Genomic DNA, 26,246 nt, shown 5'->3' with positions numbered 1-26,246 from the left:
CTCATGGAAACAACCCCCCTGAAGAACTTTGCGACCTGGGCTCGGCGTGAGCTGCTGACCGCTGTTGATGCCCGGGTGGCCTCTGTGCTCGCTGAGGGTTCGGTGGCGCGCACTGAAAGGGCTGATGCGGTGCGCGCCCTGGAACGCGAGATTGGGCGGTACGGTCGTGCGCACGTCGTTGATGAGGTGGCCTACACGTGGTTCAACCGCATTATCGCGTTGCGCTTCATGGATGCGTGTGGGTACACCGAGGCCGGTGTCGTATCGCCACCGTTGGGGCAGCCGAATGGGCAGCCGGAGGTGCTGGCCGATGCGAAGCGAGGGCACATTGATACCGCCGTGGTCACACACATGCGCGTGCACGACGAGATAGTGGGGTTGCTTGACGGATCCCGCCGCAGCACGGACGCCGAGGGTGAGGCGTATGCGCTGCTGCTCACCGAGTACTGCCGCGCCTGGCACGGGGCGATGCCGTTCATGTTTGAGCGCGAGGGCGACTACACGGAGCTGTTGGTGCCCGCGAACCTGCTCGCTGACGGCGCGATCCTGTCGCGCGCCCGCAAGGTGCTGACGGAAGATGTGTGCCGCGACGATGTCGAGGTGATCGGCTGGCTTTACCAGTTCTACATCTCGGAACGTAAGGACGAGGTATTCGACGGCTTCAAGAAGAACAAGAAGGCGGGTGCCGAAGAGATTCCGGCGGCCACGCAGTTGTTCACGCCCGATTGGATCGTGCGCTACCTCGTGCAGAACTCGATCGGTCGGTTGTGGTTGCTGAACCGGCCAGACTCGAAATTGGCGGAGCAGATGGAGTACTACATCGCGCCGGTCGATGAAGAGACGGATTTTCTGCGGATCACCAAGCCTGAAGAACTCACGGTGATTGACCCCGCGTGTGGCTCGGGGCACATGTTGACGTATGCCTTTGACCTGCTCTACGCGATCTATGAAGAGGAGGGCTACGCCCCGGCCGATATTCCAACGCGTATTCTGACGCACAACCTCTTCGGCACAGAGATCGATCCGCGTGCGGGCGCGCTCGCCGCCTTTGCATTGACGATGAAGGCGCGCGCGAAGCAGCGCACCTTTTTACGCAGGGGCGTGATGCCCCAGATTCAGGTGATCGAGCCGATCGTGTTCGATCAGTTCGAGCTTGACTACCTGTGGTCGCTGACAGATGGCATTGACGTGACCCGCGGCAACGTCGATGAATTCTGGAATGCCTTCGAACACGCAGATACCTTAGGGTCGCTGATCCAACCGAATGCGCAGCTGGCTCAAGCTATTCGGGCACGTTTTGCGGCTCACCCCGTAGACAGCGATGAGCTTCTTACTGCGACTGCCATTGTCAAGGCGAAGTTGGTTCTGGATCAGGCGGATGCGTTGCAAGGTGGCCACGCGGTCGTGGTAGCGAACCCGCCCTACATGGGCAGCAAGAATATGAATGCGCGGCTCTCCGAGTTTGCGAAGAAACACTTCAAAGACTCGAAGTCGGACCTGTTCGCGATGTTCATTGAGCGTTCTCGTAATCTTGCCAAGCCTTCGGGTGGCCTCGTTGCCATGATTACGATGCAGTCGTGGATGTTCCTGTCATCCTACGAAAACCTGCGGCTGTCGCTGGTGAAATCTGCTCCGATTGTGTCGATGGCTCATCTTGGTGAACGAGCCTTCGACTCTATCGGCGGATCGGTCGTCTCCACCACAGCGTTTGTGCTTGAACGTGGCGGTCGGGCGCAGCAGCGCGGTGTATTCTCCCGGCTTGTTGATGGCAACTCTGAAGCGGATAAGTCAGCCGGGCTTGGGCGAATCGCAAGCGAGCAGTCTCAGCAAGAGGTTGCAGATCTCTACCGAGTGTCATCAACAGATTTCACAAAGATCCCGGGCTCCCCGATCGCCTATTGGCTTTCGCCAGCGATGCGGCAGTCTTTCACAAATGGACAGTTGCTTGGATCAATTTCAACCCCCGCCAGGGACTATCAACAGCTGACAATGGCCGTTTTCTGCGTTCTTGGTGGGAGGTAAGCCGGAAAAGCAGCCTGCTCAAGGCGGCAAGTGTGGACGAAGCTAGTTTGTCTTCTGCTCGCTGGTTTCTTCACAACAAAGGCGGTGAGTTTCGGAAATGGTGGGGCAATCAGGAGCATCTTGTGAACTGGAGCAATGATGGTCAGGAACTTCGCGCCTGCAAACCAAAGGCGGTGATACGCAGCCCAAATACCTACTTTCAGACATCTATTTCCTGGTCAAATGTCAGCACCGGTGATCCTGCGTTTCGGGAGTATCCAATCGGCTTTACGTATAATGGGACCGCTCCGTCCATTTTCTTTAGGAGCGCGAAGGAGCGCCATGCGTTTGTGGCGTTTGCAAACTCGAGCGTAGCTCGTCGATTCCTTCAAGTCCTTTCGCCAACGCTTCATTTCGAAAGTGGTCAAATTGCGCAGCTTCCGATCATCTCCCTCTCTCAGTCGGTGGCTGGGCAGGGTGCCGCTGCGGCGATCCAACTTGCAAAAGAAGACTGGGATGACTTCGAAACTTCTTGGGACTTCGAAAGGCCGTCTTGGCTAGGCCTCTCGGAAATTCGAGATACCCCTTTCGGTTCACAACTTGCGGTTTGGTCTGTGCAGAAGCAATTGGCCTCGCATGCGCAAAAGGAACGTGAGACGGAGAATAATGCGATCGTGGCCAAAGCCTACGGTCTTGAAAACGAAGTGCCCATCGAGGTTCCCCTCCATCGAGTGTCGCTCACGCGCAACGTTGAGTTTCGGTACGGGCCAGGCAAGAGTGCTGAAGAGTACGCGGCACTTGAACGAGCCGACGTCGTGGCCGAGCTCATCTCCTACGCGGTCGGATGCATGTTTGGGCGGTACAGTCTCGATGAACCAGGGCTGGTCCTCGCCGATGCGGGTTCGAAGCTGCAAGATTATCTTGCGAAGGTACCCGAGCCGAGCTTCATGCCAGATACTGACAACGTGATTCCGTTTGTTGATGGCGAGTGGTTCAGCGACGATATTGTGGCGCGGTTCCGCAAGTTTCTGCGTGTTGCTTTCGGTGAGGAGCACTTTGAAGAGAACCTCAATTTCGTCACCGAATCACTCGGCGTCAACGAGCTGCGCGACTACTTCATCACGAAGGCTGGCAAGTCTCGCTTCTATGACGACCACGTGCAGCGCTACAAAAAGCGACCCATCTATTGGATGTTCGCGAGCTCCAAAGGTTCGTTCAATGCCCTCATCTATATGCACCGCTACACGCCCTCCACCGTGTCGACGGTGCTCAACGAATACCTCCGCGACTACCGCAGCAAACTTGAGCTCGAACTTGAACGAGTGGAAGAGGCAGCGACCGCGGGCTCCGCGAAAGACCGCAAGGAGGCCGAGCGGCTGCGCAAGGTACTCGTGGAACTCGCCGAATACGAACGCGATGTGCTCTACCCCCTCGCAACGAGGCAGCTGCCTATCGACCTCGACGATGGTGTGCTCGTCAACTACCTCCGCTTCGGTAAGGCCCTCAAGAACATCGGCCTGGAACCGAAACGCAAAGAGGTTGAAACCTGGACCTGGCCGGTGAACGCCCTGGAGCCGCTCAATGAGTGACGGCGAGATGATCCTCTACACGAACGACGATGGCGCGCAGATTCAGTTGCGCGCCGTCGGTGGCAGCGTGTGGTTGACCCAGATGCAGATCGCGGAGCTGTACGGCACGTCGAAACAGAATGTGCAACAGGTTATCGCCCGAATTCTCGCTGACGAAGAGGTAAGCGAGGCAACTGTCAACTCAGAGTTGACCATTCGAACAGAGGGCAGCAGGCAGGTTCGACGCACGGTCAAGACGTACAACCTCGACATGATTCTCGCGGTGGGCTACCGGGTAACCTCACCACGCGCCGTGCAATTTCGGCAGTGGGCGACGAACGTACTGCGCGAGTACCTGGTTAAGGGCTTCGCCATGGACGATGCGAAGCTCAAAGCAGCTGACGGCCGGGACTACTTCGACGAGTGGCTTGAGCGGATCCGCTCGATCCGCGCCTCCGAGAAGCGTTTCTACCAGAAGATTCGCGACCTCTACTCCACCGCCGTTGACTACGACGCGAAAGCCGACACCGCGCGCCAATTCTTCGCGACTGTGCAGAACAAAATGCTCTGGGCCGTCACCGGGCACACCGCCGCGGAGATCGTGAAACTACGCAGTGACCCCGTTGCCCCTAACATGGGCCTCACCTCGTGGAGCGGCGACGTCGTGCGAAAAGGCGATGTGGTTACCGCAAAGAACTACCTTGCGAGCGAAGAAATCACCGAGCTCGACCGCATCGTCACCATGTATCTCGACTACGCCGAAGACCAGGCCAAACGCCGCCAGGCCATGACGATGGCAGACTGGGCCGATCGTCTCGACGCCTTTCTCCGCTTCAACGAACGCGAGCTGTTGACCCACGCGGGCACCGTGCGCGCTGCGGTTGCGAAGGCCCTCGCCGAGAGTCGATACGACGAATACGACAGCGCCCGTAACCTGCGCGAGGCGAGCGACTCAGACGCCGCCGATCTTGAAGCGCTGCGCGCCATCGAACGAACCCTTGAGGAGAACTCATGAGCAACACTCGCGTGCGCGAACACCTCGTCAGGCGCTTCGAAGAACACCGCATCGTCGTGTGGCACGACCCCGAGCAAGAGTTCAGTGACGAGCTCGACGTACTTGCCCCAGATGGCGTCGACGTCGTCCGAGTTCAGGGCGACGAGTTCGCCGTCAAACACCTTGTCACCCGCGAGCGGCCGCGAGATCGCTTTCTGGTCTATCGTTCGGGATCGATACCCGCGGGTGCCGACAACTGGTTGCTCGACCTCGAACTCGCCTACTGTGTATTCACGGCAGACCGCAACACGCTCTTGCGCACGGAGCTCGGTCTGACCGAGCTCTGGGCCGAAGGTCTCTTTTTGGGGCACCAAGGCTTCTTCAAGAATCGGACCCTGCTTGGCCGATTCAAGCGATTGCTCCAGCCGGGTGACGACCAGACCGATGTTCAGGCGAAAATGTGCGCCGCGGTGCTGAACCAGACCGAACACAGCTTTTCTGAGCTGGTGCGCAGCTTGCTCATCGCGCACGCCGGCGGCGATCACTCAGATTACGATGCGCTCGCAGCAGAGGGACTCACGGAATTCACCTGGGACGGTGCGCGCAAGATCTACGGATACGAGGCCGCAACCCCCAGCATGGCCGATTTTGTGCTGTGGATGTTCCGTCAGGCCGCAGATGGATTCGCCGGAGCCGACAGCCGCACCAAACGAAACCTTGAAATTGACTTCCGCAGTCTTCGCAACGATCGGCGCAGCGAAGACGCGCTCAAGACACTCGCGAAGCAGGCAGAAAAGGATCTCGCGTGGGGTGAGCACGCGCGCAGCCTTTCGCTGCCTGAACTCGTCATGACCGACACTTTCGAAGCCGCCGAACAGGCCATCATTGGCGCGCTCACCCGAGCGATTGAGACCGCAACGATGTCTGAGCGAGAGGCACACGAACTGATCCGTCAGCGCAAACAACGCAGCGTCTGGTTCGACGACTACAAGCGTATCTACGCTGCGCTTGAGGCAGCTGCTGCGATCCTGCCCCGCATCAAAACCTTAGAAATCGGCATCGCAAGCTTTGACGATGGCCTCGCGCAGTACCGCGACGAGCTCTACCGCATCGACCAGTTGTATCGTCAGTTTACCTACGCAAAGAATGCAGCCGAACGTAAACAGCCGCTAGAGACCCTCGCCGTGACCGTCGAAAACGCTTACGTCAATGACTTCTTGTACCCGCTGGGTGTCGCGTGGCAGGAACATCTGGATCGTGTTGAGTCGTGGAAGAGTTCGGCTCTACGGTCGCAGACGTCGTTCTACAGCCGTCACGTTGAACCAGTTTTGCAGGGCGGGCGCAAAAAGGTAGTCGTCATTATCTCTGATGCAATGCGCTACGAGATTGCCGAGGAACTCCACGAACGGGTACTTGGTGAGAACCGCTTTGCTGCGGACATTGACGCCATGCTCGGGGTGCTGCCCAGTTACACGCAACTTGGCATGGCCGCGCTGCTGCCGCACGCTAGCCTCGCGCATTCAGCCGGGGGAGACCCCGTGTTGGTCGACGGGCGACGCTCCGACGGTACCGAGAACCGCAGCAAGATTTTGGCCAGCGTTGATGGGGCTGCGATTCAAGCCGGAGACTTCTTGGCACTCAGCGGTGCCGAGCGTCGTGAACTCTATGCGAGCCATAAAGTGCTCTACGTCTACCACGACGTGATCGACGCCATTGGCGATAAGGCGGCTTCAGAACGCAAGGTGTTCACTGCGGTCAAAGATGCCATGAACGAACTGATGGATCTCGTGCGCGCGCTCGCGAGTGCGAACGCAACCAACATAGTCGTGACAGCCGACCACGGCTTCTTGTACCAAGACGGCAAACTGCCGAAGCAATTCACGCTGACCGCCGAGCCACACGGCGATGAGATCTTGCTGAAGAACCGGCGCTACGTGCTTGGACGCGGACTGAAGAAGGACCAGGCGTTTCGAAAGTTCACATCAGCTGAGGTGGGGCTTGAGAGTGACTTGGATGTGCTGACCCCGAACTCCATTCACCGCATCGCGAAGCAGGGTGCCGGCTCACGATTTGTGCACGGGGGTGCCATGCTGCAAGAGATCGTCGTGCCGGTCGTATCGATCAGGAAGGTGCGCGCCGATACCGTCTCACCTGTTGACGTCGACATACACCCCGAGAGCGACAAGATCACGACCGGACAGATGGTTGTGAAGTTGTACCAAACCGCGGCCGTGACCGCGCAGCGCCCCGAGCGGAAGCTGCGGGCGGGGCTCTACTTCGGCGACGAGCTGGTCTCGAACCGGGTCGAACTGGTCTTTGACCAGAGTAGCGAAGAACCCCGAGACCGCTTTCAAAGTGTGCGTTTGCTGCTTGCCCAAGAAGCAGACGCGGCGAACGAGAAGCGCGTCGAGCTGCGCCTTGAAGAACCGATCACGGGCACCGAGGTGTGGAAAACTTACAAGAGTGTGCACTACACCCTGAGGCGCGCGTTCGGCACGGACTTTGATTTCTAGACGAAGGAGTTAGAAATGGCCGACTCAACACCACCGGTGAACATACTCAAGGTACGGGATGACGCGAAACCATTTGTGTTCACATTGGAGGATGGAGGGTACGTTACTCCTGCCAACGGAACGGTAAATCCGGATTGGTGTGATGACAGTGACGCAAGGGTTCACAAGAGAGATTTGCGCGAACGTGTTGAGCCCTGGCTGACTGCGTTGTTGCAGTCAGATCATCTCAATCTTTTGGTTGGCTCGGGGCTCACTGTCGGGCTTAGTTACCTTGCCGAGGCAAATTCGAACTCGGGGATGGCCGGTGGTGACTTCCCTCAGTTCAATAATTTGATTGAGCCTCAAGCTCAAGTATCAGCCGAAGCTGCCGGTCGGGAGCAGCCAAACATTGAGGATCAGGTTCGGGTGGCCACTCAGCTTCTTCGCGGTCTCGAGATCCTCGAAGACGATCGTGCAGACGGACTGCGAACCGAGCTGGAGGGGGTGCTGCGCGAGTTCGCGCAGTCAGTTCTTGACGGCGAAAGGGCTCTAGCGACGGCGGAACACGACAAAAGGGCGGAGGCTTTCAATGCGCTTGTGTCGTTCCTGATGAGCTTTGCCAGCCGCACTGGTAGCCGCGACCGTTTGAGTATCTTCACTACCAATTATGATCGCGTGCTCGAAATTGGAGCGGAACTCGCGGGCTTGCATTTGCTCGACCGGTTTGTCGGTTCACTGGCTCCAATCTTTCGTTCGTCTCGCATGGATCTCGACCTCCACTACAACCCACCGGGTATTCGCGGTGAACCTCGTTTTGTGGAAGGAGTTGCGCGACTCACCAAATTGCACGGTTCACTTGACTGGGTAAACGTCGACGAGTCGATACGACGTATGGGGCTTCCTTTCGGCGCTCGCGACATCGCCCCGTATCTCGATGCTCCAGGTCTTGAAGGTGCCGATGCAAATAGTCTCATCATCTACCCAAATTCAACCAAGGACAGGGAGACTGCGGAGTACCCCTATGTCGAGCTGTTTCGGGACCTAGCAGCGGCGGTCGCTCGCCCGAATAGCACCCTCGTGACCTACGGGTACAGTTTTGGTGATGAACACATCAACCGCGTTATTCGTGATGCGCTCACGATTCCGTCAACGCACTTGGTGATCATTTCGCATGATGACAAACTTGGCCGGATTATGGACGCTTACGAGAATTGGGGCCGCCAGGCGCAGATCTCCCTGATGATTGGGCCAGAATTGGCGGGTATTGAACCTCTCACCTCTCACTACCTGCCGAAGGCGTCGATCGACACTGCTTCCAGGAGGATGGCTGATCTACTTAGGCAGCGAATCGGACCAAACCCTCGCACGGATGAAAACGGCAAGAGCACCAAAGGTGGTGCTTGATCATGACATACACCCCTATGGCGTTTGCGGACTCGTTGCGCATTGGATCAGTCGAATTTCTGGCGCCGGACAAGATTGAGGTCATGCTCGATATTGAGGCACCTGATTCGATCGCAATGAACACAGGAATGCCACGCACGTTTCCTCGTATTAATAGCTATCTGCTTCTTCCCTCAGATGTCGGTTTCGTTGTTGGGCAAGTCGAATGGGTAACTGTGGAGCGGTCGCGGTACCCCTGCGTAAGGGGATGCAAGACTTTGGTCTGCTCGATGTTCCATACCCGATGCGCAAACTTAGCCTGAGCCCGCTCGGCGAGTTGACGCGTGTTGGCACAGGGAAAAACGGGGATGAGTCGTATTCGTTCAAGCGCGGGGTGCTGACCTTTCCCACTGTCGGCGACCCTGCAGTCTTACCAACAGTGGCGCAGCTGCGTGCGATAGTCGAATCGGGCGACAATCGTCACGTGAAGATTGGCACGAGTCCGCTCGCCGCAGACGCCAATGTGATGATTGACCCGGATCGATTGTTTGGACGCCACTTGGCAGTTCTTGGCAACACGGGCAGCGGCAAATCATGTTCCGTGGCGGGGCTTATTCGGTGGTCACTTGAAGCGGCTAGGAAGAAGTCCGGTTCAGACCCGAATGCACGGTTTATCGTGCTCGACCCCAACGGCGAGTACTCGAAGACTTTCAATGACCTTGGCGCCCGAGTATTTTCTGTTGAGCCACGTGATGGCGCTCAGCAAATGGTTGTGCCAACGTGGTTGTGGAATAGTGACGAATGGGCCGCCATCGCTCAAGCGAGCGCGGCGACACAGCGCCCTTTGTTGAAGCGAGCGTTGCGAGATGTCAGGAGCGGCCTCTCGGGGGGAACTGAAACCGCAGAGTTACGTAGCCGCGAGGTTCGCCGCTATCTCACTTCCCAGATGGTACTGCTTGGGAGATATATTTCCGAGAATCTTTACAAAGACAAAGCGACGATGGTTGGCAAGTACATGCGAACAGTTGTCGAAGATCTCAATTACTACGCCGAAGAAGGGGACAATCTCTCTATACTGGCAGGCCGACTAGGGAAATATTTAGACGAGCAGGCGAACACCTTGGAAGGCGGTAAAGGAGAGTACTTCCGAGCGTTTAAGCTGAACGATCTGAAGTACACGATTACGTGCTTGGCCGAGATTGCCAATGAGTTCGGAGGTTCGATCGCTACGGACTGCGTTTCCGAAGACGCACCGCTTCCATTTCGAATTGAGACGCTCGCGGACCACTTTGAACAACTCGGTGTCGAGGAAAAGGTGTCACAATTTACCGACTTCTTGGTGACCAGGATCCGATCGCTCATATCAAATGTTCAGTTGCGGCAAATTGCCGGGGATGACATGGAGTTAACTCTTGCGAGCTGGCTCGAGAATCACTTCGGGAGTGAAACGCGGGAGGACAGTGCGGTAATCACCGTACTAGACCTTTCACTTCTCCCAGCAGAGTCGGTTCATGTCATCACCGCAGTCATCGCCCGTATGACCCTTGAAGCGCTCCAACGTTACCGCAAACTCAATGACGGCGCTGTCCTCCCGACCGTGCTTGTTATGGAAGAGGCCCACACATTTATCAAACGTCGATCTGCGGACGGTGATATACAAGGTGCGCAGGATGCATGCAGCGCCATTTTCGAAAAGATCGCGCGGGAGGGCAGGAAGTTCGGACTCGGGTTGGTTCTCTCCTCCCAGAGACCAAGCGAGCTCTCGCCGACAGTGTTGTCGCAGTGCAACAGCTTCTTGCTTCACAGGCTAAGTAACCACACGGACCAAGACCTGGTGCAGCGACTTGTTCCTGACAACCTTCGTGGGCTTCTGCGTGATCTACCAACGTTGCCCTCACGAAACGCGATATTGCTTGGCTGGGCTTCAGAACTGCCAGTGTCGGTGGAAATGCGTATGCTCAATCAAGAGCAACGCCCTCAATCAGATGACCCAGACTTCTGGAACGTCTGGTCAGGTAAAAATGACAACGACGAGCTCGTGGAGCGGACCGTGGATTGGAAGGCTATCGCTGACGATTGGCAAGGCTTCGCAAATGCCACCGCTCACGAACCCGATCAGGGACAACACGACAGCTTCGACGCTGAAGCTGTATGGACAGGCGGAGAAGATAATTCAGGCGAAGGCAGTTATGCAGATGAGTGACGCGGCAAGCATTACAGGCAGTACAGGTAGTAGGAGAAGATGTGGTGCTCGGTGACAGATATAGAGACCCGAACGACAGGCTGGTGCGCATGAGCGAATTTCTTTCTGAACATACGTGGGACATCGTCATAGGTGTTGTTTCGATGGTTGTTAGCATCGTCGTTACTTATTTGCTGAACAACGTTCCACGCGGGCGCGGTGACGACTGGTGAATCCACCGACACTGTTTTCTATCTGGCTTAGTGCTGCCCTTATCGTCCCCGGTGTCATTATGGGTTCCGCGTTCGCGGATGCCGCTGCGCCCAAGCGGACAGGGACTAACCGTTCCCTCAACGATGCTATCCTCATCGCGAGGCGGGCAACTCCGTGGCGGCTCAATGCGCGACTCCCGGTGTTGCGGATCGCCGACGAGAACGAAAAGTGGGTCATTGTTCTCTTGGTCATCGCCACCATTGTTGCGGTTGCAAGATACTCCGAGTACGTTGGCGAAATTACCGTGTGGCTGGTGGTCTTCTCCGCGCTTGTGTTCCTGGCCACTGTTGTCGCTTTTCTCGTCTTCTGGGTGAAGAAGTGCGTGGATGGCAGATCTGTCGTTTGGCGGATCTTGTTGAGCTCGGCTCTCTGGACCGCTGGCCTGTTCAATGCCTACTGGCTGCAGAACGCTCCAATCCACGGTGAGGCCGTGGAAGTAATGCGAGCTTATGTCGCAAAACACGGTGCAATAGGTTCATTTCTCCAGTCGAAACACGGGGAGTTTCAGCAGGTCGCGAATCAGATGATTGGTGCAGGTTTGTGCATGTTGATGCTGCTGGTCTTCATGGCGCTTTGCTTGGCGGCGATTTCGGCCGTCAATATCGCTTCCGGCGGCCGTCCGCGCTGGTTCTGGCTTGCGCTGTTCTGGCTGAACAAATGGGCCACTGGCTTGCGTGTCTGGATCGTCGCCGCCTTTGTGGGGCTCCTTGCGCTCGCATTTACGAGTGGTCTCGCATTCGATTTGGGGGAAGCATTCATTCACCAGGTATCCACCCTATTTCCGTCTTCGTCATTAACGCCCACTCCTTCGCCATAAGCTGCAGGCTAGAAAGTAGTCAGTGCGTCGAGTATCCCAGTAGCCTGGTTCGCGTCTCGCGCGCGCGTAGGCGAGCACGACAAGGCTTTCTTCAGCGACGCAGCCGACAACTCGAAACGGAAACTTGCTCACGCCCATTCTGCGCACCAGGGGTGCCTGATTCATCCCGGGAAGTATCTGCCCGATACAGGCTAGTCGGGTGTCATTGATTCGGTCGCCTCAGACTTGCCGCCCTCAACACTATCGATGCGGCTCCGCAACTCAGTGTCTCGGCCGCATCAACCTCGTCTTGGTTATGTGCTCAATGAGGGCGCCATCAAGGCTTTGTAAGGCCTCATGAATCACCGCGGCGCGCTCTTGATGATCGAGGGCGAACAATGCCTCTCTGATCTTCAGTGCGTTTATGCCCAGGTGTCGCCCGAGCTTCCGGCTACAGCTGAGGTGTCGTGCCACGATGTCGGAGGCCTGTGAAACGGTTGAGCTGTCATAATCGAGGGAGCAGCGAAAGGGTGAAGTGACGATGCACAGCGACGAAGCAACACAGGGGCAGACGGCACAAGAGGCAGTCGAAGCGCAGCAGCCAAACCAAACCCCACTCGACCGCAAAATCAACGAGCACTTCGCCGGGATGGTCGTGCGGAAGGATCTTGTCAAGGCAGTCAAGGGCAACGCCATCGTGCCCTCGTATGTACTCGAGTATCTGCTCGGGCAGTATGCGGCGTCAGATGAAGAGGCCACGATCCAGAGCGGCATCGACACCGTTCGCTTGATTCTTGCCGAGCACTACGTACACCGTAACCAGTCAGAGCTCGTCAAGTCGAAGATCAAAGAGAAGGGTCGCTACCGCATCATTGATCGCGTGAGCGTCACCCTCAACGAGAAGGACGATGTCTACCAAGCCGAGTTCGTGAACCTCGGTATCAAGGGTGTTGTCGTTGACTCCGGCACGGTGAATGCGCACCAAAAGCTGCTTGTCGGCGGGGTGTGGTGCCTGTGTGACATTGAGTACCTCCACACAGACGAGCCAAAGGCCGCGCCGTGGGTTCTCGCATCGCTCAAGCCCATTCAGATGTCGAGTTTCAATTTCGCCGGCTATCTCGCAGCGCGCTACGAGTTCACCACCGACGAATGGCTCGACCTGCTCATTCAGTCGATCGGCTTCAACCCCGAGATGTTTGGCAGGCGCGCCAAGCTGCTGCAGCTTGTGCGCCTGATTCCGTTCGTTGAACGCAACTACAACCTCGTCGAACTCGGCCCCAAGGGCACCGGCAAGTCACACATTTACTCCGAGTTCTCGCCGCACGGCATGCTCATCTCGGGCGGCGAAGTGACCGTACCGAAGCTGTTCGTCAACAACACCAACGGGCGCATCGGTCTCGTCGGGTACTGGGACGTCGTCGCCTTCGACGAGTTCGCGGGCAAGAAGAAGCGCACCGACAAGGCCCTCGTAGACATCATGAAAAACTACATGGCGAACAAGTCATTCTCGCGAGGTGTCGAAACGCTCGGGGCAGAAGCGTCGATGGTGTTCGTCGGCAACACCTCGCACACCGTGCCGTACATGCTGAAGCACTCAGACCTCTTCGATGAGCTGCCCGAAAGCTACCACGACCCCGCATACCTTGACCGCCTGCACTTCTACATTCCGGGGTGGGAGGTCGACACAATACGCGGCGAGATGTTTTCCGAGGGTTACGGCTTTGTCGTCGACTACATCGCCGAGGTGCTCAAGTCGATGCGCAATGTCGACTACTCCGACCGCTACCAGCAACACTTCACGCTCGGGAAGGATATTTCGACTCGGGATCGCGATGCGATTCACAAGACCTTCTCGGGGCTTATGAAGTTGCTCTACCCTCACGAGCAGGCGGCGCCCGAAGAAATTGAAGAGATTTTGCGGTTCGCGGTCGAGGGCCGCAAACGAGTTAAGGACCAGATCCTCCGCATTGACGACACCATGGCCCAGGTGAAGTTCGGCTACGAAACGAACACGGGTGAATGGTGCGCAGTCACTACGCTCGAAGAGGACGAATACCCGCAGCACTACTATCGTTCGACTGGTGTGGCAGCAGGGGATCAAGCTGATGAAGGCGGAGTGGATCGCGCGCCGTCTACTGGCGCACCACGCTTGGGGGCCGTAGCTTCCGTGGCCGAGGCAACTAGCACGACCAAAGCAGACGATTCCGAATCGCTTTTTGCTGGGCAACGTGACTACTCCGAAAACCAGCGCGGTGTTAGCTTCGAAACGTTGCTGATGCCATATCTCGCGGGTGCTACCGAGATTAGTCTCCGAGATCCTTACTTGCGACAGCCGCACCAAGGGCGGAACCTTGTTGAGCTGCTGGCGATGCTCGCCGGAGCCAAAGACCCCGCTGACAACATCACGTTTGTGCTTGTCACCAGCCAAGACCCCGACCCGGTGTTTAAGGGTAGGCAACTCGAGATGCTCAAAGATATCCACGACCGTTCTGTACAATACGGTATTGAATTGAAGGTGTCATTCGACCCCTCCGCGCATGATCGCTGGATCACGGCAGACACGGGATGGCGCATTAATTTGGGTCGTGGCCTCGACATATTTCAGAAATTCGAGGGGGGCTGGATGGATTTTGCCACGACTCGACAAGAATTTCGGCAAGTGCGCGCATTCGGCGTTACATATATTCGCGAAAACGATGCTGCGCGATTTTAGATCTGGAGCTACACGCCGTCCAGAAACTTGCGAGGGCACACCCAAAAGCTCTTGCCTCAATGGGGGCAGCTGTTGCTGCCTCCGCAGGTGCCGAGCGGAAGAGGGGGAATTGGTATTCGGCGCGGGAGAAAGCTTGGCAAGGCGTCGAGGCCCGTATTGACGGCGCGCTCGTCGAATTTGAAGTCAAGCGCGAATATGCCGAGCAGGCTGTTGGTGTGTGTGACGATGCGCACGCACAGACAAGAGGAAAATGTTGGAGGTCTGGCAACATGGCTCGAGAAAACGAACAACTCCTCAAACGCCCAGAGATTATTTTAGGTAGCCGCGAATTTTTGCTGGTGGTTCGAGATAAGGCCCTTGACGAACGGCGAGAGAGTTTCCGCAGATGCGGCGGATGATTGGGCGTTCGGTGACCGGGCCATTAGGCTCCGACTGTGTGGTTTGGCGCTAGGATTCTTATGGGTTCTCAATGCCCCAACGGATCGGCACTGATAGATGGGTATGGTCAATGGCGCTGAAGCACCGCGTGGTTCAAAGATTCGATGCAGGGGATCGGGTACCAGAAGCGACATTTGAACTGGCCCGGGCAGCCTTGCAAGGGTGGTTGGATACTCGCCGGGAGGCCCCGCGGTTGCCTACTGACCTTGGGGCAAGGCTCGTTGCTATTGGCGGGGACTTCAGGGCATCGTTTCAGCGGCTAGAGCTAGACGACTCACATGTCGCGCGATGGAGGGTGCTTGCCGGAAAAGCCCCTCACACATACCTTTCAACCATCACGGTTCTTGTCAGCAAAGGTGGGGGAGACAATTGGCTTTGGTATGACGTCGAATCTGGTCGCGATGATTCTCATTTTAGCCCGCCGAAGCTTACTTTGCGGCTTACCAAAGCCTTGAAGGCGGAACCGCGGGATCGGATAAGTGGGTTTACTGAGGGACTAAGAGTCGTTAGAATAGGCGATCTTGGGCAATTTTTGGACGAGGTGATTGAAGCCGAAGACCGCGTCGTCCCCGCACTCATTTCCGGCGGAACTTCCTGGACGGCCCAAGACGAAGATCACGTAGAAAAGTCGTTTGAACCCTTATATGGGCTTGCGACATTCTGGAAGCTCGATCCCGAGGCATTCACTGAATTCAATTCCTTGGTTAGGCCAGGGTATCGTGTGTATCCCGGCAGCGTACATTCCTACCATTTTGGACTCGACACTAATGACGACTTGGACGCTCGCAGACACTGGTGGTTTAGCGCTGCTGAAGTGAGGCAGTCGTCTTCAAAGGACCTCAGTCGGCGGTTACACCTCGAAGCAATGCGGAGTGGTGCCCAGATTGCTCTTCCGAAGGCTCTGCAAACCCTGAATGAGGAGTTTGAGCGTGCTGAATCTCGTCGCGCTCTCGAATTCTTCGACGTAGTGATGTCAAAGCGGAAGGCGGAAAAAGCCACACCTCCCCTTCCGCCTCTGACGACGACGCTATTGCGAGTTGATGAGGGTGAGTCGTCAGAGAGCGTCGAGGATTCGCCCTCCCGGTATTCGGTGCATCCGGAAGAAATCGAGCATATTGTCGAGCAGGCGGCTACGGACTTCGGAGTCAGGATTTCGCGGAATACTCCTCTTGGGGAGCGCCTAAAGAGCGTGTTCCAAGCCGCTCGGCGGCGCTTGAGTGAGGTGGTAAACAGCCAGCAGCAGAAGCAAGCCATTGAGAACGTGAGTCGCCAACTTGAAAGCCTTGTCGACGCAAAGACTGAATTGGAACGCGAGAACGACGAGCTGAATGAGCTCTTGGCTGTGCAGGATGAAGAAGCCCGTGAAGTTGGCGAGATCTTGCGGCAACAGCGCGATGCAGCTGCTCGCGAAGCTCAACGCGCAAGCCACTACGCAAATGAACTTGCGAAACTCTCGGCCCTTCAAACGTCTGAAGTCGACTGGGACTTGCCAAACGATAGCTATGCTGACGACCTATTGGCTATCGCGGTGCCCGAGACGGTTCATGATCTTTTTGAACAGATTGAGAGCCTTGAGCATGTTTCATTTACAGGCGACAGAAAGGCTGCTAGCACTATAACTGATGCCAAGCTTCGAGACCTGATTCTTCGGGATGCCTGGACGATTGCGTGCGAACTTGAGCGGTATGCTCGGCAATTTGGGAACGAAGATGGCGTCCAGGGGCTTGGAAAGTATATCCAGGAACGCAGCATTAGTGTGACACCCGCGCAGTTCGCCGCTGATGAATCAAGTAGTGTCAAATCTCGCAAGAAGTTCTCCGCTCCCAGATGCTTCCCTGTCCCCGAAGAAGTCCAAGAAGGGGGCCTTGTGTTTATGGGCACGCACTTTCGTCTCACTCAGGACAATGGCAAAGCCATGCGAATGCACATTCACGATGCCACTCCGCTCAACGGGCGACTTTATATTGGCTACATCGGTGTTCATCTCCCAAGTAGGCTAACCTCCTGAGCGAGCCCAGGTAAACGTGCGGTCTGATCTCGTGCCAACCGTCCGCAAATGACTGTGCCACGGAGGCTTTGCCAGAGGTCACAGAAATGGCGCGGGCACCCGGAGCGAACGCTGCTGGGAGGCTCCTCTGCACAGATGTTCTTCTTCGCCTTGTTGAGGGCCGTTAGTTCGAACTTGACCTTGGCGCTGCTCCGGTTCGTGCTGGTGCTTTTCGCGCGAGACCCTAATCGATGAGTTTAATGGCTAGGGCTATGTTGCTATCGATGGGGCTGTCCCTTGCTTCATTTGGCGATCCCTTCCGTGATTCCGCAATCAGATGAAAGGTCGACGCTACATTGAACTGCTGTTCAACTCACTGCTGATGTTTTGCCTAATTTTTCTATTGCTGAACGCACTCTTCCACGGTTCTCCCACACCTTATTCGTGCGCAAAATGCGATCGTCCTTCTCGCTCGACAAGGCGCTGAGTCCATTTGCCATGCGGGCGTTCGTTGAGAAGTGGGCGGATTCAGCCTCAACGTCATAGATTAGGCGAACGGTCTTTTCTGACCAGTAGTAGCTAAGAGCAGCAGCAGGAGCAGGCCTTCTCAGGGTTTCCCAAGGCCATTCGTCCAGAAGATGTTGAGTATTGGAAACCGTTTCCGCGTCACTGGAATGAATCCCGTGCCAAATGTCATCCATGGTCACCTCAAGCTGGTAGCACCAAAGCATAAGCTGCTCGTGAGCTTCCTCAATACGCTGTCTTTGATGACGTTCCCGTTCGATCTTCAGTTGGGATGCCCGATGCAGGGTCCCTTCCCTGGCTTGAGCAGACAGTTGTACTTCAAGTGCTTTTAGGTTCGCTTTTGATTGCAAGCGGAGGACTACGACGTTCAGGCCTCCGGCGGTAATCGCTCCAACGAAGCCTGTGATCAGTGGTGTCAATTCAAGGGCCAAAGGTTGCTCCAGGATACAAGAGGTGATGGTTGTTGAGAGTCTGGGGGTTCATAGTCTACGGCCGCGGACCGGACTATTCTGTGTGCCATGCTCAGTGATTCCACGCGAAGACGCTCAGTGTGCCTTTCGGCTCTATATCCCTTACATGTCAACTCCAAAGCAGTGGTTCGCCAGGAAGGTGGCCATCCGGTTCAGCCGTCGGTCACGGCGCACTCAAGGAGTACCCGCCCCGAGCGCCTCGATCGCCGCGCCGACGCGGAAGACCATGCCCTCGTCGAAAGGGTGACCGACGATCTGCACGCCGGTCGGCACCCCTACACCTGACATGCCGCTGGGGACCGCCAGTACCGGGCAGCGGTTGGCGATGTTGAACGGGCTGGTCATGTGACCCTCCCAGTAGTGGCCGAGATGCCACACGCCGCCTTCGGCGTCGGTCACGTCGATGCCGTCGAGATAGTTGCCGTCGGCCGCGAGCATCTCAACAGCCTGTGTCGGAGTGAGGAGCGCATCGATACCGGACATCGCGTGCGCGAGATCCTTTTGCACGGCCGCATCGAGGGCGAGGGACTCTGGCAGCGAGACATTCGCTGCTGCGGCGGCCGCATCCGCGATGAACTGCCGGGTGTATGGCGCAAGCTGCGCCTCGGTGCCCGCCGTCAGCGCGGCCATCGCCGGGCCAAGGATGTGGCCGAAGTGCGCAAATATCGTGCGGCTGATCTGCTCGGTGCTCCAGGGCAGAGAGACCGGCACGATCTCGGCGCCCGCCGCCTCGAGCAGTCGCGCAACCCGTTCGGTGTTCGCGCGGATGCTCGGCGCGACGGGATAGTCGCCAAGCGTCAGATCCAGACCGATCCGCAGGCCCGCGACCGCCTCAGGGCCTGTGGCCTGTGCCGCGTCGGGGCGGATCCCGTGCGGGCCCCACGAGCCGTGATCGAGGGGGTGGCGGCCGCTCATCACGCCGGCTAATAGGGCGGTGTCGGCCACGGTCCGGGCCATCGGTCCATCGCCCCGATACCAGTCAGCCGCGAGCGGGGGCATGCCCGGAATGCGGCCGAACGGCGCTTTGTAGCCCACGGTGCCGGTGAAGCCGGCGGGCACCCTGGTGCTGCCCGCAATATCTGACGCCGTTGCGAGGGTGGTCATGCCCGAGGCGAGTGCCGCACCGGCACCGCCGGAGGAGCCCCCGGGCGAGGCCGCCAGATTCCAAGGGTTCCGAGTGATGCCCCATGCGGCAGAGTGCGTGACCGTCGCGCACGAAAACTCAGGCGAGGTTGTCCGGGCGTGAATGATGCCGCCAGCGGCGAGTACACGATCCACAACGGGGTGGTTCGACTCCGCGATCTCGCCGCGACACGCAGCGAGTCCCTGTTCGAGAGTGTGCCCGGCAATCCCGTGCTTCTCTTTGGTGGCAACGGGGATCCCCAACAGCGCCGGCGTGTGAGAGCCGTCGCGTCGCGCCAGCACGTAGGCGTCATCGGCGGCAGCTGCGGCCGCGCTCGCCGTCTCAAACATCGTCTCGGTGAACGCGTTAATTCCGCTTACCCGATCACCGTTCACCGCCTCGATCCGCGCAACGGTCGCGCGCAGCAGATCGCTCGGCGCGAGCGTGCCCGCCCGAAATTCCGCGAGGGCCGCGGTCGCGCTGAGCGACAGGACCTCGTCGTGTGTGCCTGCCAGCGTCAGCGGAACCGACGCGGCGGTCGCGGTCACGATCCCGCCGCCTGCAGTGCAGGCTCGGAGTGCGCGTGATCCAGCGCCCCGTGCAGCATGTTCCAGGCGACCTCGGTGAGCATCGACACACCGGCGACCATGTCGTCATCGCGGCTGAACTCGCGCTCGCAGTGGCTCACACCGTCAATCGACGGAATGAACATCATCACGGTCGGCGCGATCCGGTTTATTGCGACGGAATCGTGCCCCGCCATCGTCCGGATGCGCCGCGCACCGAGACCGAGCTCCTGCGCGACACGCTCCGCAAGCGCGAGACCGGCCTCGGGGTAGTGCTGATTGTCGCGCACATCGAAGTCGCGTGCGTTGATGGTGAGCCCTGTCGCCGCCGCGATCTCCGCCATCTCGGCCCGCAGGCGGTCGCGCGCAGTGAGCACCACCGCCTTGTCCGCCGCGCGGAGGTCGGCCACAAGGTGCACTCGGCGCGCTACAACGATCGGGGAGTTGGGTTCGAGGGTGAGCTGGCCGACGGAGGACACGAGCGTCTCTGGCTCAAAGTGCTCGGTGACCTCGTGCACCTTCAGGATCACCTTCGCGGCACCCACCAGCGCGTCGTGACGGTCCGCCATCGCCGTCGCGCCGGTGTGTGACTGTTCGCCCAACACCTCAATGTCGAGTTTCTGCGTGTACCAGCTGTAGTCGACCGCGCCGATAGGTGTCGCTTCGCGCTCGAGAATGCGACCCTGCTCAATGTGGATCTCGGCGTAGCCGGAAATCTCGGGGCGGGCGTCTCGTCCGAGGTAACCAATCGCCGTGAGGGCGTCCTTGACGGTGACGCCGGCGAGATCCTGCACCGCAAGCATCTGCTTCTCGTCCATCAGGCCAGCGAACACTGAACTGCCCATGATTGACGGGGCGAAGCGGCCGCCCTCCTCGTTGAACCAGTTGACCACCGCAAGATTTACCGTCGGACGCGGCTCACCGGCGGCGACGCGGTTCGCGATCCTGTCGGCGGCGTGGAGGGCAGCAATGACACCGTAGGCGCCGTCGAAGCGGCCCCCGAGTGGCTGAGAGTCGAGGTGTGAGCCGAGCAGGATGTGGGGTGCCCCCGGAACAAACTCGAGCAGCGCAAACTGGTTGCCGATACCGTCGACACGCACCTCCCACCCGCGAGCCTCGGCAAACCCACGAAACCATTCACGGGTGAGACGGTCTTCTGCCGTGGCTGCTTGCCGATCGACGCCGCCGTTGGGGGTCGCGCCAATCTTGGCAACCTCGTGAAAATCGGCGAGAAACTTCGCCGCGTCGGCAGAGGATGGCAGCGTGGCGGTCATGCGTGTACTCCTTGCGTGGCCCGCCGTTTCAGCGGGTGAGTTTCGGGGACATTGGTGAAGACGAGAACGAGGAAGACGATCGCCGCAGCGATGGCCACGTAGATTCCCGGGCTGGCGTTGAGCTTCGTCGCATCAACGAGCCAGGTGCCGATGAACGGGGCGGTACCCCCAAAGAGCGCGTAGCCGACGTTGTAGCTCACGGCGGCGGAGGTGAATCGAGTGCGGGTGGTGAAGATCTCCACGAAGAAGGTGTAGCAGCCACCGCCATAGGTGCACAGGCACAGCACAAAGAGGAACTGACCGAGCAGAGCGAGCATGAGCGAGCCGGAGGTCACGAGCATGAACGCGGGCACCGCGAGCACCGCGATCACGAGCGACCCCGCGATGAGCATGGGCTTGCGGCCAACCCGGTCGCCCAGGATCCCGCCGACGGGTAGCACCAGCGCGTACAGCATCATGGCTGCGGCGTTGATCAGCAGCGATTGTTCGCGGCTGAGCTCGCCCGCGGTCTGGACGTAGGAGACGAAGTAGCCGGTGAGGAAGTAGAAGCCCATCGCGGTGAGCCCCATAACCATGATGACCTGCAGCATCTTCAGCCAGTTTTCGCGGAAGGCGTCGCGGATCGGGGTGTGGACCTCACCTGCGCGGCTAGCTTGCACCTGCTTGAACGCCTCGGATTCCTCGGTGCGGGATCGGATCCACAACCCGAACAGCGCTAGTGGCAGCGCGAGCAGGAACGGCACCCGCCAGCCCCAGCTTTGGAAGGCATCTGCGTCCATGTTTGAGGACAGCACCAGGATCAGCGTGCCGCCAACAACCGACGGCAGCGCGGTGGCCGCGAGGGTGATGTTGAGCCAGAATCCGCGCCGGTTCTTGGGTGCGTGCTCGAAGACGAATGCGGGGGCGCCGACGGATTCGCCACCCGCGGAGAAACCCTGGAGAAGTCGGCAGAGGACCAGCAGGATCGGTGCGAACACGCCGATTTGGGCGAAGGTGGGCAGCAGTCCGATAGCTGCCGTTGCTCCGCCGATGGTGAGGAGCGTCGCGTACAGCACGGGCCGCCGCCCGTAGCGATCTCCGAGCGCACCAAAGAACAGGCCGCCGAGGGGCCGAATGAGGAACGCGACTCCGAAGGTCGCGAATGTCGCAAGCAGCGCGGCGACGGGGCTTTCGCCCGGGAAGAAGAGTTGCGAGAGTGTGATGGCCGAGAGTCCGTAGAGACTGAAATCGTAGAACTCGATGAACTGGCCGACGCTGCCCGCAAGCAACACGCGGCGTTTTGTGCGGTCAAGCGCGTGGCGCTCGGCGACGGGCAGGGGGCCCGTGAGGATATTGACGGGGTCGGTGGCCGGTTTGGCCTCGCGCGGTGGATCGGATTGAAGCGTCATTGCGTCCTCCTCAGTGGCTGGCTGCTGTGTCGGGGAGGCAGCGACGGTGCTGCTCCCGGAACGTGCGACACATCCTCATCATCATGCGCAACGTCGCATCAGTCGAATGAAAAAACTCGTTGCTTGCGATCGACGGAATCGATGCAAAGTCAGGAGCTTGACGCTGCTGCAGTGTCGCCCACCATCCCCAGGCACACTGACTCGAACGCCAGCGACTTCTGCGTGGGACGGAGATTCTTCAAACGCACGAGCGAGGCTTCCGTTGGCGGCAGCGATTCAGATAAGCGGATCGGCACCACGTGTTCTCCCGCGTACGTCATGCCGTGATCCACCCAGTGGTTGAGCACCGAATACCCGTGCCCGAGGGCGACGAAGGAACGCACCGTCTCGTAGCCGAGTGACACGTGCCGCAGTCTTGGAGTGATGCCGAGCAGCTTGAACAGCCCCAGGTAGTACTCGCGGGTGTGGGGCAGGTTGAGGAGGATCAGGGGTTCGTCGGCAAACTCAGACAGGCTCACTTCGTGCCTCCCCGAGACCGCGATCGGGTGGCGCTCTGAGACGATGATGTGCGGCGGGATCGTCTCGATCACGCGCCGCGCAAACTGCTCGCCAACTCCCAGATCGTACATCAGCGCTACTTCACACCGGCCGTCGAGAAGAGCCTGCTGAAGGGTGCCCTGGTCGCCCTCGAGAAACACGAGGTTCACCCCTGGGTGCAGCCGCTCGAACTGCTGCAGCAGTGCGGGCGCTCGAAACGGTGCGAGAGGCGCGTAGATACCGACGACAAGATCGCCGGTGAGCACGGGGTCCGCTTCGTGCACGGAACGTGAGATGAGTTCGGCCTCCTCAAGGAGGGCATCGCTGCGGGCAAGCAGGGTGTGCCCGGCAGGCGTGAGACGCAGCCCGCGGCGCGGCAACCGCACGAACAGCGGCACCCCGAGCTCCGCTTCCAACTGTGCGATCGCACTTGACAGCGTGGACTGTGTCACATTGAGTTCAGCGGCCGCCGCGGTCATGTGCTCGAGCCGCGCCACGGTCACGAAGTAGCGGAGCTGCACCAGGGTAAACCGCACGCTCATACCGTCATTGTGGCAGAGGGCGGCTCGTTTTGCTGGCGCAATGATCCGGTACTGAGTCTGCATCCAGATCTCATGCTCCAAGAGAATGCTTGAAAACTTTCACTCTAGATGATACTTTTCAAGCATGAAACGATCCGTCGCACTCAGGCTCCTTGCCGAGGTTGCTGCGTCCCAGTGGGGTCTCGTGACTGCGGCGCAAGCGGGCGCGCGGGGAGTCAGCCACCTGATGCTCGCCCGCCTAGCGGACGCCGGTGACCTCGTGCGGCTGGCTCATGGCGTGTATCGCGACGCGGGCGCACCCACCAGCGAGCATGAGGAACTGCGGTCAGCTTGGCTGAGCATTGAGCCCGCTCGTTTCGCGTGGGAGCGTATTCAAGACCGTCCGGAGGGCGCGACAGTCTCCGGTGAATCCGCGGCAAGACTGCTCGGGATCGGCGATTTCCGTGCCATACGTCACGAGTTCACGGTCCCGCGCCGCAGGCAAACTCAGCGACCCGATGTGCGGTTTCGTACGAGAGCTCTTGCCGACCCCGATGTGACCGTGCGCGAGGGCCTGCCCGTGACGAGTATTGAACGCACGATTGCGGACTTGGTGGAATCACGTGCGCAACTTGAGCATGTTGCCCGCGCATTGCGTGACGCGATGCGGCGCGAGTCTGTCGATGTGGATCGCCTCACCGCACTCCTTGCCCCACTTGCAGCGCGGAACGGGCACCGCAAGGAAGACGGCCGGGATCTCCTGCAGCAGTTGCTCGCTACTGTTGGGCTTGACCAGCAAAGCCTGATCAAACAGCTGACACGCGCTACGCGCCGCCTCCTGCCAATGGAGGTCGTTTCACCCACGGAAGCGCAAGAGCTGAAGCGGCGAGCGGCGGCACAGTCGGAATCGGCGGACATCGCTGATCTGGTGAGGTTCGTCGAGCGTCTCAGCCAGCTCGCTCCGGCGAACACATCTGAAAGGTCAACGTGACAGCAGAACGCTATGCGAGCCCAAGCGCTGTTGAGGCAGCGATACGTTCTGCGGCGAAAAAGGCGGCAGCGGCGGATCCCTCGATGTCGACGGGCGATCGGATCCGGCAAGAGTACTTCCGGCGCTTCTTGAGCCGAGTGTTCTTTGATCCCACCGATACAGATTGGCTACTCAAGGGCGGAACTGGACTCCTCGCTCGCGTCGGATCAGCACGCGCCACGACTGATGTCGACCTTTTCAGAGACCAGCGTTCTGTCGCGGCAGCGCTCGAAGATCTGAAACGCGCCGCGTCCATCGACCTGGGTGACTTTTTCCGCTTTGAGTACGTCACGCACCACGATGGGGTAGGGGGTGCGAGCCAGCAGCACACAGACGGGTGTCAGGTCGAATTTGCCGTCTACATCGGTGCAAACGCCCGCGGCCGACTCAATGTTGACCTCGTCGTGAATGTGATCGTCACCGATGAGCCGACGGTTCTTCGCCCTGCGAACGGCCTTGAACTCTCGAAGCTCATGAGCAATGAATATCGCCTCTATCCCGTTGTCGATCAGATCGCGGATAAGGTCAGCGCAACGCTCGCGCTGTACAGCGGGCGGTCCTCAAGCCGTGAATGGGACCTGGTCGACCTCGTGCTCCTGGCTGCGACGCAGCCGGTCGACTCGGATCGGCTGCGTCATGCGATCGCGCGAGAGTGCAAAGCCCGGGGCATCGACATGCCGCAGACGTTTCAGGTTCCGGTGTCATGGGGACGACGCTACGCAAAGGAGGCCAAAACGGTGCCAGCTTGCGAGGATTTCCCAACGGTCGAGCAAGCGCGTGCTTTCATGTCGAGGTTTCTGGATCCCGTGCTTGGGGGCTCGGTGAAAGGCATGGCCTGGGATCCGGAGACGCGAACGTGGGGGAGGTGAACACGCAGCAAGAATTCCGGTGCGCCAGCAGATCTCGTGCATGATTGACATGTGACTTCAGATACCCCGCGCCCCGCTGCATGGCCTGCATGGGCCGCTTTGTTGTTGGCAACCGCAACCCTCGGCGTCGTGCTCTGGGCGTGTACGACAGCTTGGGGTGCTGTGGTCCACGGCCATCCCGCGTACGCAATCGTCCTGGGAGTGTCGGCGCTCGCCGCACTCCTGCTCGGCTGGCGGGCCCCGCGCCGCATTGGGCACCTCAGCAACGGCCTTCAGGCGCAAGCACATCGCTTCGGTGTGTGGGGGATCGTGTGGCGCGGCCTGCTGATCGTGCTGGGTGCGGGCTGGATCGCGGCCCTCGCCTGGCTGCGCCCGTACACCGCGATCGAACCCGCCCTCGCAGCGATGCAGTCGGATTCCACCGTCACCGTCACCGAGACAGCGACCAGTATTGAGCTTCGCCCGGTGACCACGAACGGTGATACTGGAGTGTTCTTTCAGCCGGGAGCCTTGGTCGACGCCCACGCGTATGCCGCGGTTCTGCGCCCCCTCGCGGAGGCCGGCCACACCGTGGTCATTGCAAAACAGCCGCTGGGGATCGCGTTTCTCGCGCTCCCCGCTTTTGACAGCGCGAAAGCCTCGCACCCCGACATCTCGGAGTGGGTGGTCGCCGGGCACTCGCTGGGAGGCACGGTCGCGGCCATAGAGGCCGCCGAGCAGAGCACTGCCGACGAAAACCCCAGTGTGGTCGGACTCCTGTTGTACGCCTCATACCCCGCAAATGACATCAGCGAGACCCTGTCGGTGCCAGTCGCATCAATTTCAGCCAGTCTCGATGGGCTTGCGACCCCGCAAAAGATCGCGGCATCCCGGAAGATGCTGCCCGCAGATGCGATCTTCACGGTGATCGAAGGCGCCTCTCACGCGCAGTTCGGCAGCTACGGCTCGCAGCGCGGCGACAACGAGCCCCTGCTGAGCGATGCCAACGCCCGCGAACAGATCTCTGAAGCATCCCTGAGTTTCGTCGAATCCTTGACGGACTCATTGCGGAAGTGAGTGTCTGCGAACGTCCAGGGGGCGCTGCCGATCCACACGAATACCTAAGCCGTGAAATAA

At 59.1% G+C, this 26,246-nt stretch carries 17 protein-coding genes and 1 pseudogene; 13 read left to right on the top strand and 5 right to left on the bottom strand.

Going from position 1 to position 26,246, the window contains the following annotated elements; translation table 11 throughout:
• The first annotated feature begins 3 nt into the window (after window positions 1–3).
• From pglX to G7067_RS01960, 10 genes and pseudogenes are all read left to right on the top strand, one after another.
• A pseudogene (pglX, locus tag G7067_RS15105) lies at window positions 4–3,590 on the top strand (BREX-1 system adenine-specific DNA-methyltransferase PglX).
• On the top strand, window positions 3,583–4,584 hold the full coding sequence (locus G7067_RS02000; RefSeq protein WP_166321567.1) for a virulence RhuM family protein: 1,002 nt from the start codon (window positions 3,583–3,585) through the stop codon (window positions 4,582–4,584). The pseudogene pglX and the gene G7067_RS02000 overlap by 8 nt, the downstream one beginning before the upstream one ends.
• Window positions 4,581–7,076: a BREX-1 system phosphatase PglZ type A gene (gene pglZ, locus G7067_RS01995; protein ID WP_166321565.1), complete on the top strand. Its 2,496-nt coding sequence runs from the start codon at window positions 4,581–4,583 to the stop codon at window positions 7,074–7,076. The genes G7067_RS02000 and pglZ overlap by 4 nt, the downstream gene beginning before the upstream one ends.
• A 15-nt stretch (window positions 7,077–7,091) precedes the next feature.
• The gene (locus G7067_RS01990; protein ID WP_166321563.1) at window positions 7,092–8,459 is read left to right on the top strand and encodes an SIR2 family protein; all 1,368 of its coding nucleotides are present in this window, start codon (window positions 7,092–7,094) and stop codon (window positions 8,457–8,459) included.
• Between the two features lie 247 nt (window positions 8,460–8,706).
• The gene (locus tag G7067_RS01985) at window positions 8,707–10,641 is read left to right on the top strand and encodes an ATP-binding protein (RefSeq protein WP_205881179.1); all 1,935 of its coding nucleotides are present in this window, start codon (window positions 8,707–8,709) and stop codon (window positions 10,639–10,641) included.
• A gap of 41 nt (window positions 10,642–10,682) precedes the next feature.
• A complete protein-coding gene (locus G7067_RS01980; RefSeq protein ID WP_166321561.1) occupies window positions 10,683–10,853 on the top strand; it encodes a hypothetical protein in 171 nt (56 codons plus the stop codon).
• 182 nt (window positions 10,854–11,035) lie between these two features.
• Complete coding sequence (locus G7067_RS01975) at window positions 11,036–11,710, top strand: hypothetical protein (protein ID WP_166321559.1); 675 nt, start codon at window positions 11,036–11,038, stop codon at window positions 11,708–11,710.
• A gap of 520 nt (window positions 11,711–12,230) precedes the next feature.
• Window positions 12,231–14,402, top strand: coding sequence for a BREX system Lon protease-like protein BrxL (gene brxL, locus G7067_RS01970; protein WP_166321557.1), 2,172 nt, complete (start codon window positions 12,231–12,233; stop codon window positions 14,400–14,402).
• Window positions 14,403–14,461: 59 nt separating this feature from the next.
• Window positions 14,462–14,800, top strand: coding sequence for a hypothetical protein (locus tag G7067_RS01965; protein WP_166321555.1), 339 nt, complete (start codon window positions 14,462–14,464; stop codon window positions 14,798–14,800).
• A 110-nt stretch (window positions 14,801–14,910) separates the two neighbouring features.
• Window positions 14,911–16,848: a hypothetical protein gene (locus tag G7067_RS01960; RefSeq protein WP_166321553.1), complete on the top strand. Its 1,938-nt coding sequence runs from the start codon at window positions 14,911–14,913 to the stop codon at window positions 16,846–16,848.
• A gap of 347 nt (window positions 16,849–17,195) precedes the next feature.
• Here the strand turns inward: G7067_RS01960 and G7067_RS01955 are convergent, their stop codons facing one another.
• The 5 genes from G7067_RS01955 to G7067_RS01935 all read right to left on the bottom strand — a co-directional run bounded on the left by G7067_RS01955 (window position 17,196) and on the right by G7067_RS01935 (window position 23,252).
• Window positions 17,196–17,783: a hypothetical protein gene (locus G7067_RS01955; RefSeq protein WP_166321551.1), complete on the bottom strand. Its 588-nt coding sequence runs from the start codon at window positions 17,781–17,783 to the stop codon at window positions 17,196–17,198.
• Window positions 17,784–17,996: 213 nt separating this feature from the next.
• A complete protein-coding gene (locus G7067_RS01950) occupies window positions 17,997–19,493 on the bottom strand; it encodes an amidase (protein ID WP_244301192.1) in 1,497 nt (498 codons plus the stop codon).
• On the bottom strand, window positions 19,490–20,785 hold the full coding sequence (locus G7067_RS01945) for a M20 family metallo-hydrolase (protein WP_166321549.1): 1,296 nt from the start codon (window positions 20,783–20,785) through the stop codon (window positions 19,490–19,492). The genes G7067_RS01950 and G7067_RS01945 overlap by 4 nt, the downstream gene beginning before the upstream one ends.
• On the bottom strand, window positions 20,782–22,173 hold the full coding sequence (locus G7067_RS01940; RefSeq protein WP_166321547.1) for an MFS transporter: 1,392 nt from the start codon (window positions 22,171–22,173) through the stop codon (window positions 20,782–20,784). The genes G7067_RS01945 and G7067_RS01940 overlap by 4 nt, the downstream gene beginning before the upstream one ends.
• Before the next feature lie 149 nt (window positions 22,174–22,322).
• Window positions 22,323–23,252: a LysR family transcriptional regulator gene (locus G7067_RS01935; protein ID WP_166321545.1), complete on the bottom strand. Its 930-nt coding sequence runs from the start codon at window positions 23,250–23,252 to the stop codon at window positions 22,323–22,325.
• Between the two features lie 124 nt (window positions 23,253–23,376).
• Between G7067_RS01935 and G7067_RS01930 the strand changes: the two genes are divergently transcribed.
• From G7067_RS01930 to G7067_RS01920, 3 genes are read left to right on the top strand one after another with little or no spacing between them, the layout of a single operon-like run.
• A complete protein-coding gene (locus G7067_RS01930; RefSeq protein ID WP_166321543.1) occupies window positions 23,377–24,222 on the top strand; it encodes a type IV toxin-antitoxin system AbiEi family antitoxin domain-containing protein in 846 nt (281 codons plus the stop codon).
• Window positions 24,219–25,130 carry a nucleotidyl transferase AbiEii/AbiGii toxin family protein gene (locus tag G7067_RS01925; protein WP_166321541.1) on the top strand — a complete coding sequence of 304 codons (912 nt, stop codon included), beginning with the start codon at window positions 24,219–24,221 and terminating at the stop codon, window positions 25,128–25,130. Before G7067_RS01930 ends, G7067_RS01925 begins: the two co-directional genes overlap by 4 nt.
• Before the next feature lie 51 nt (window positions 25,131–25,181).
• Window positions 25,182–26,186 (top strand): alpha/beta hydrolase, encoded by a 1,005-nt coding sequence (locus G7067_RS01920; protein ID WP_166321539.1) that lies wholly within the window; start codon window positions 25,182–25,184, stop codon window positions 26,184–26,186.
• Window positions 26,187–26,246 lie beyond the last annotated feature (60 nt).

Source organism: Leucobacter insecticola (genome assembly GCF_011382965.1).
Lineage (GTDB): Bacteria > Actinomycetota > Actinomycetes > Actinomycetales > Microbacteriaceae > Leucobacter > Leucobacter insecticola.
Note: the sequence above shows the minus strand (reverse complement) of the source record. Positions and strands in the feature narration are given on the sequence as shown.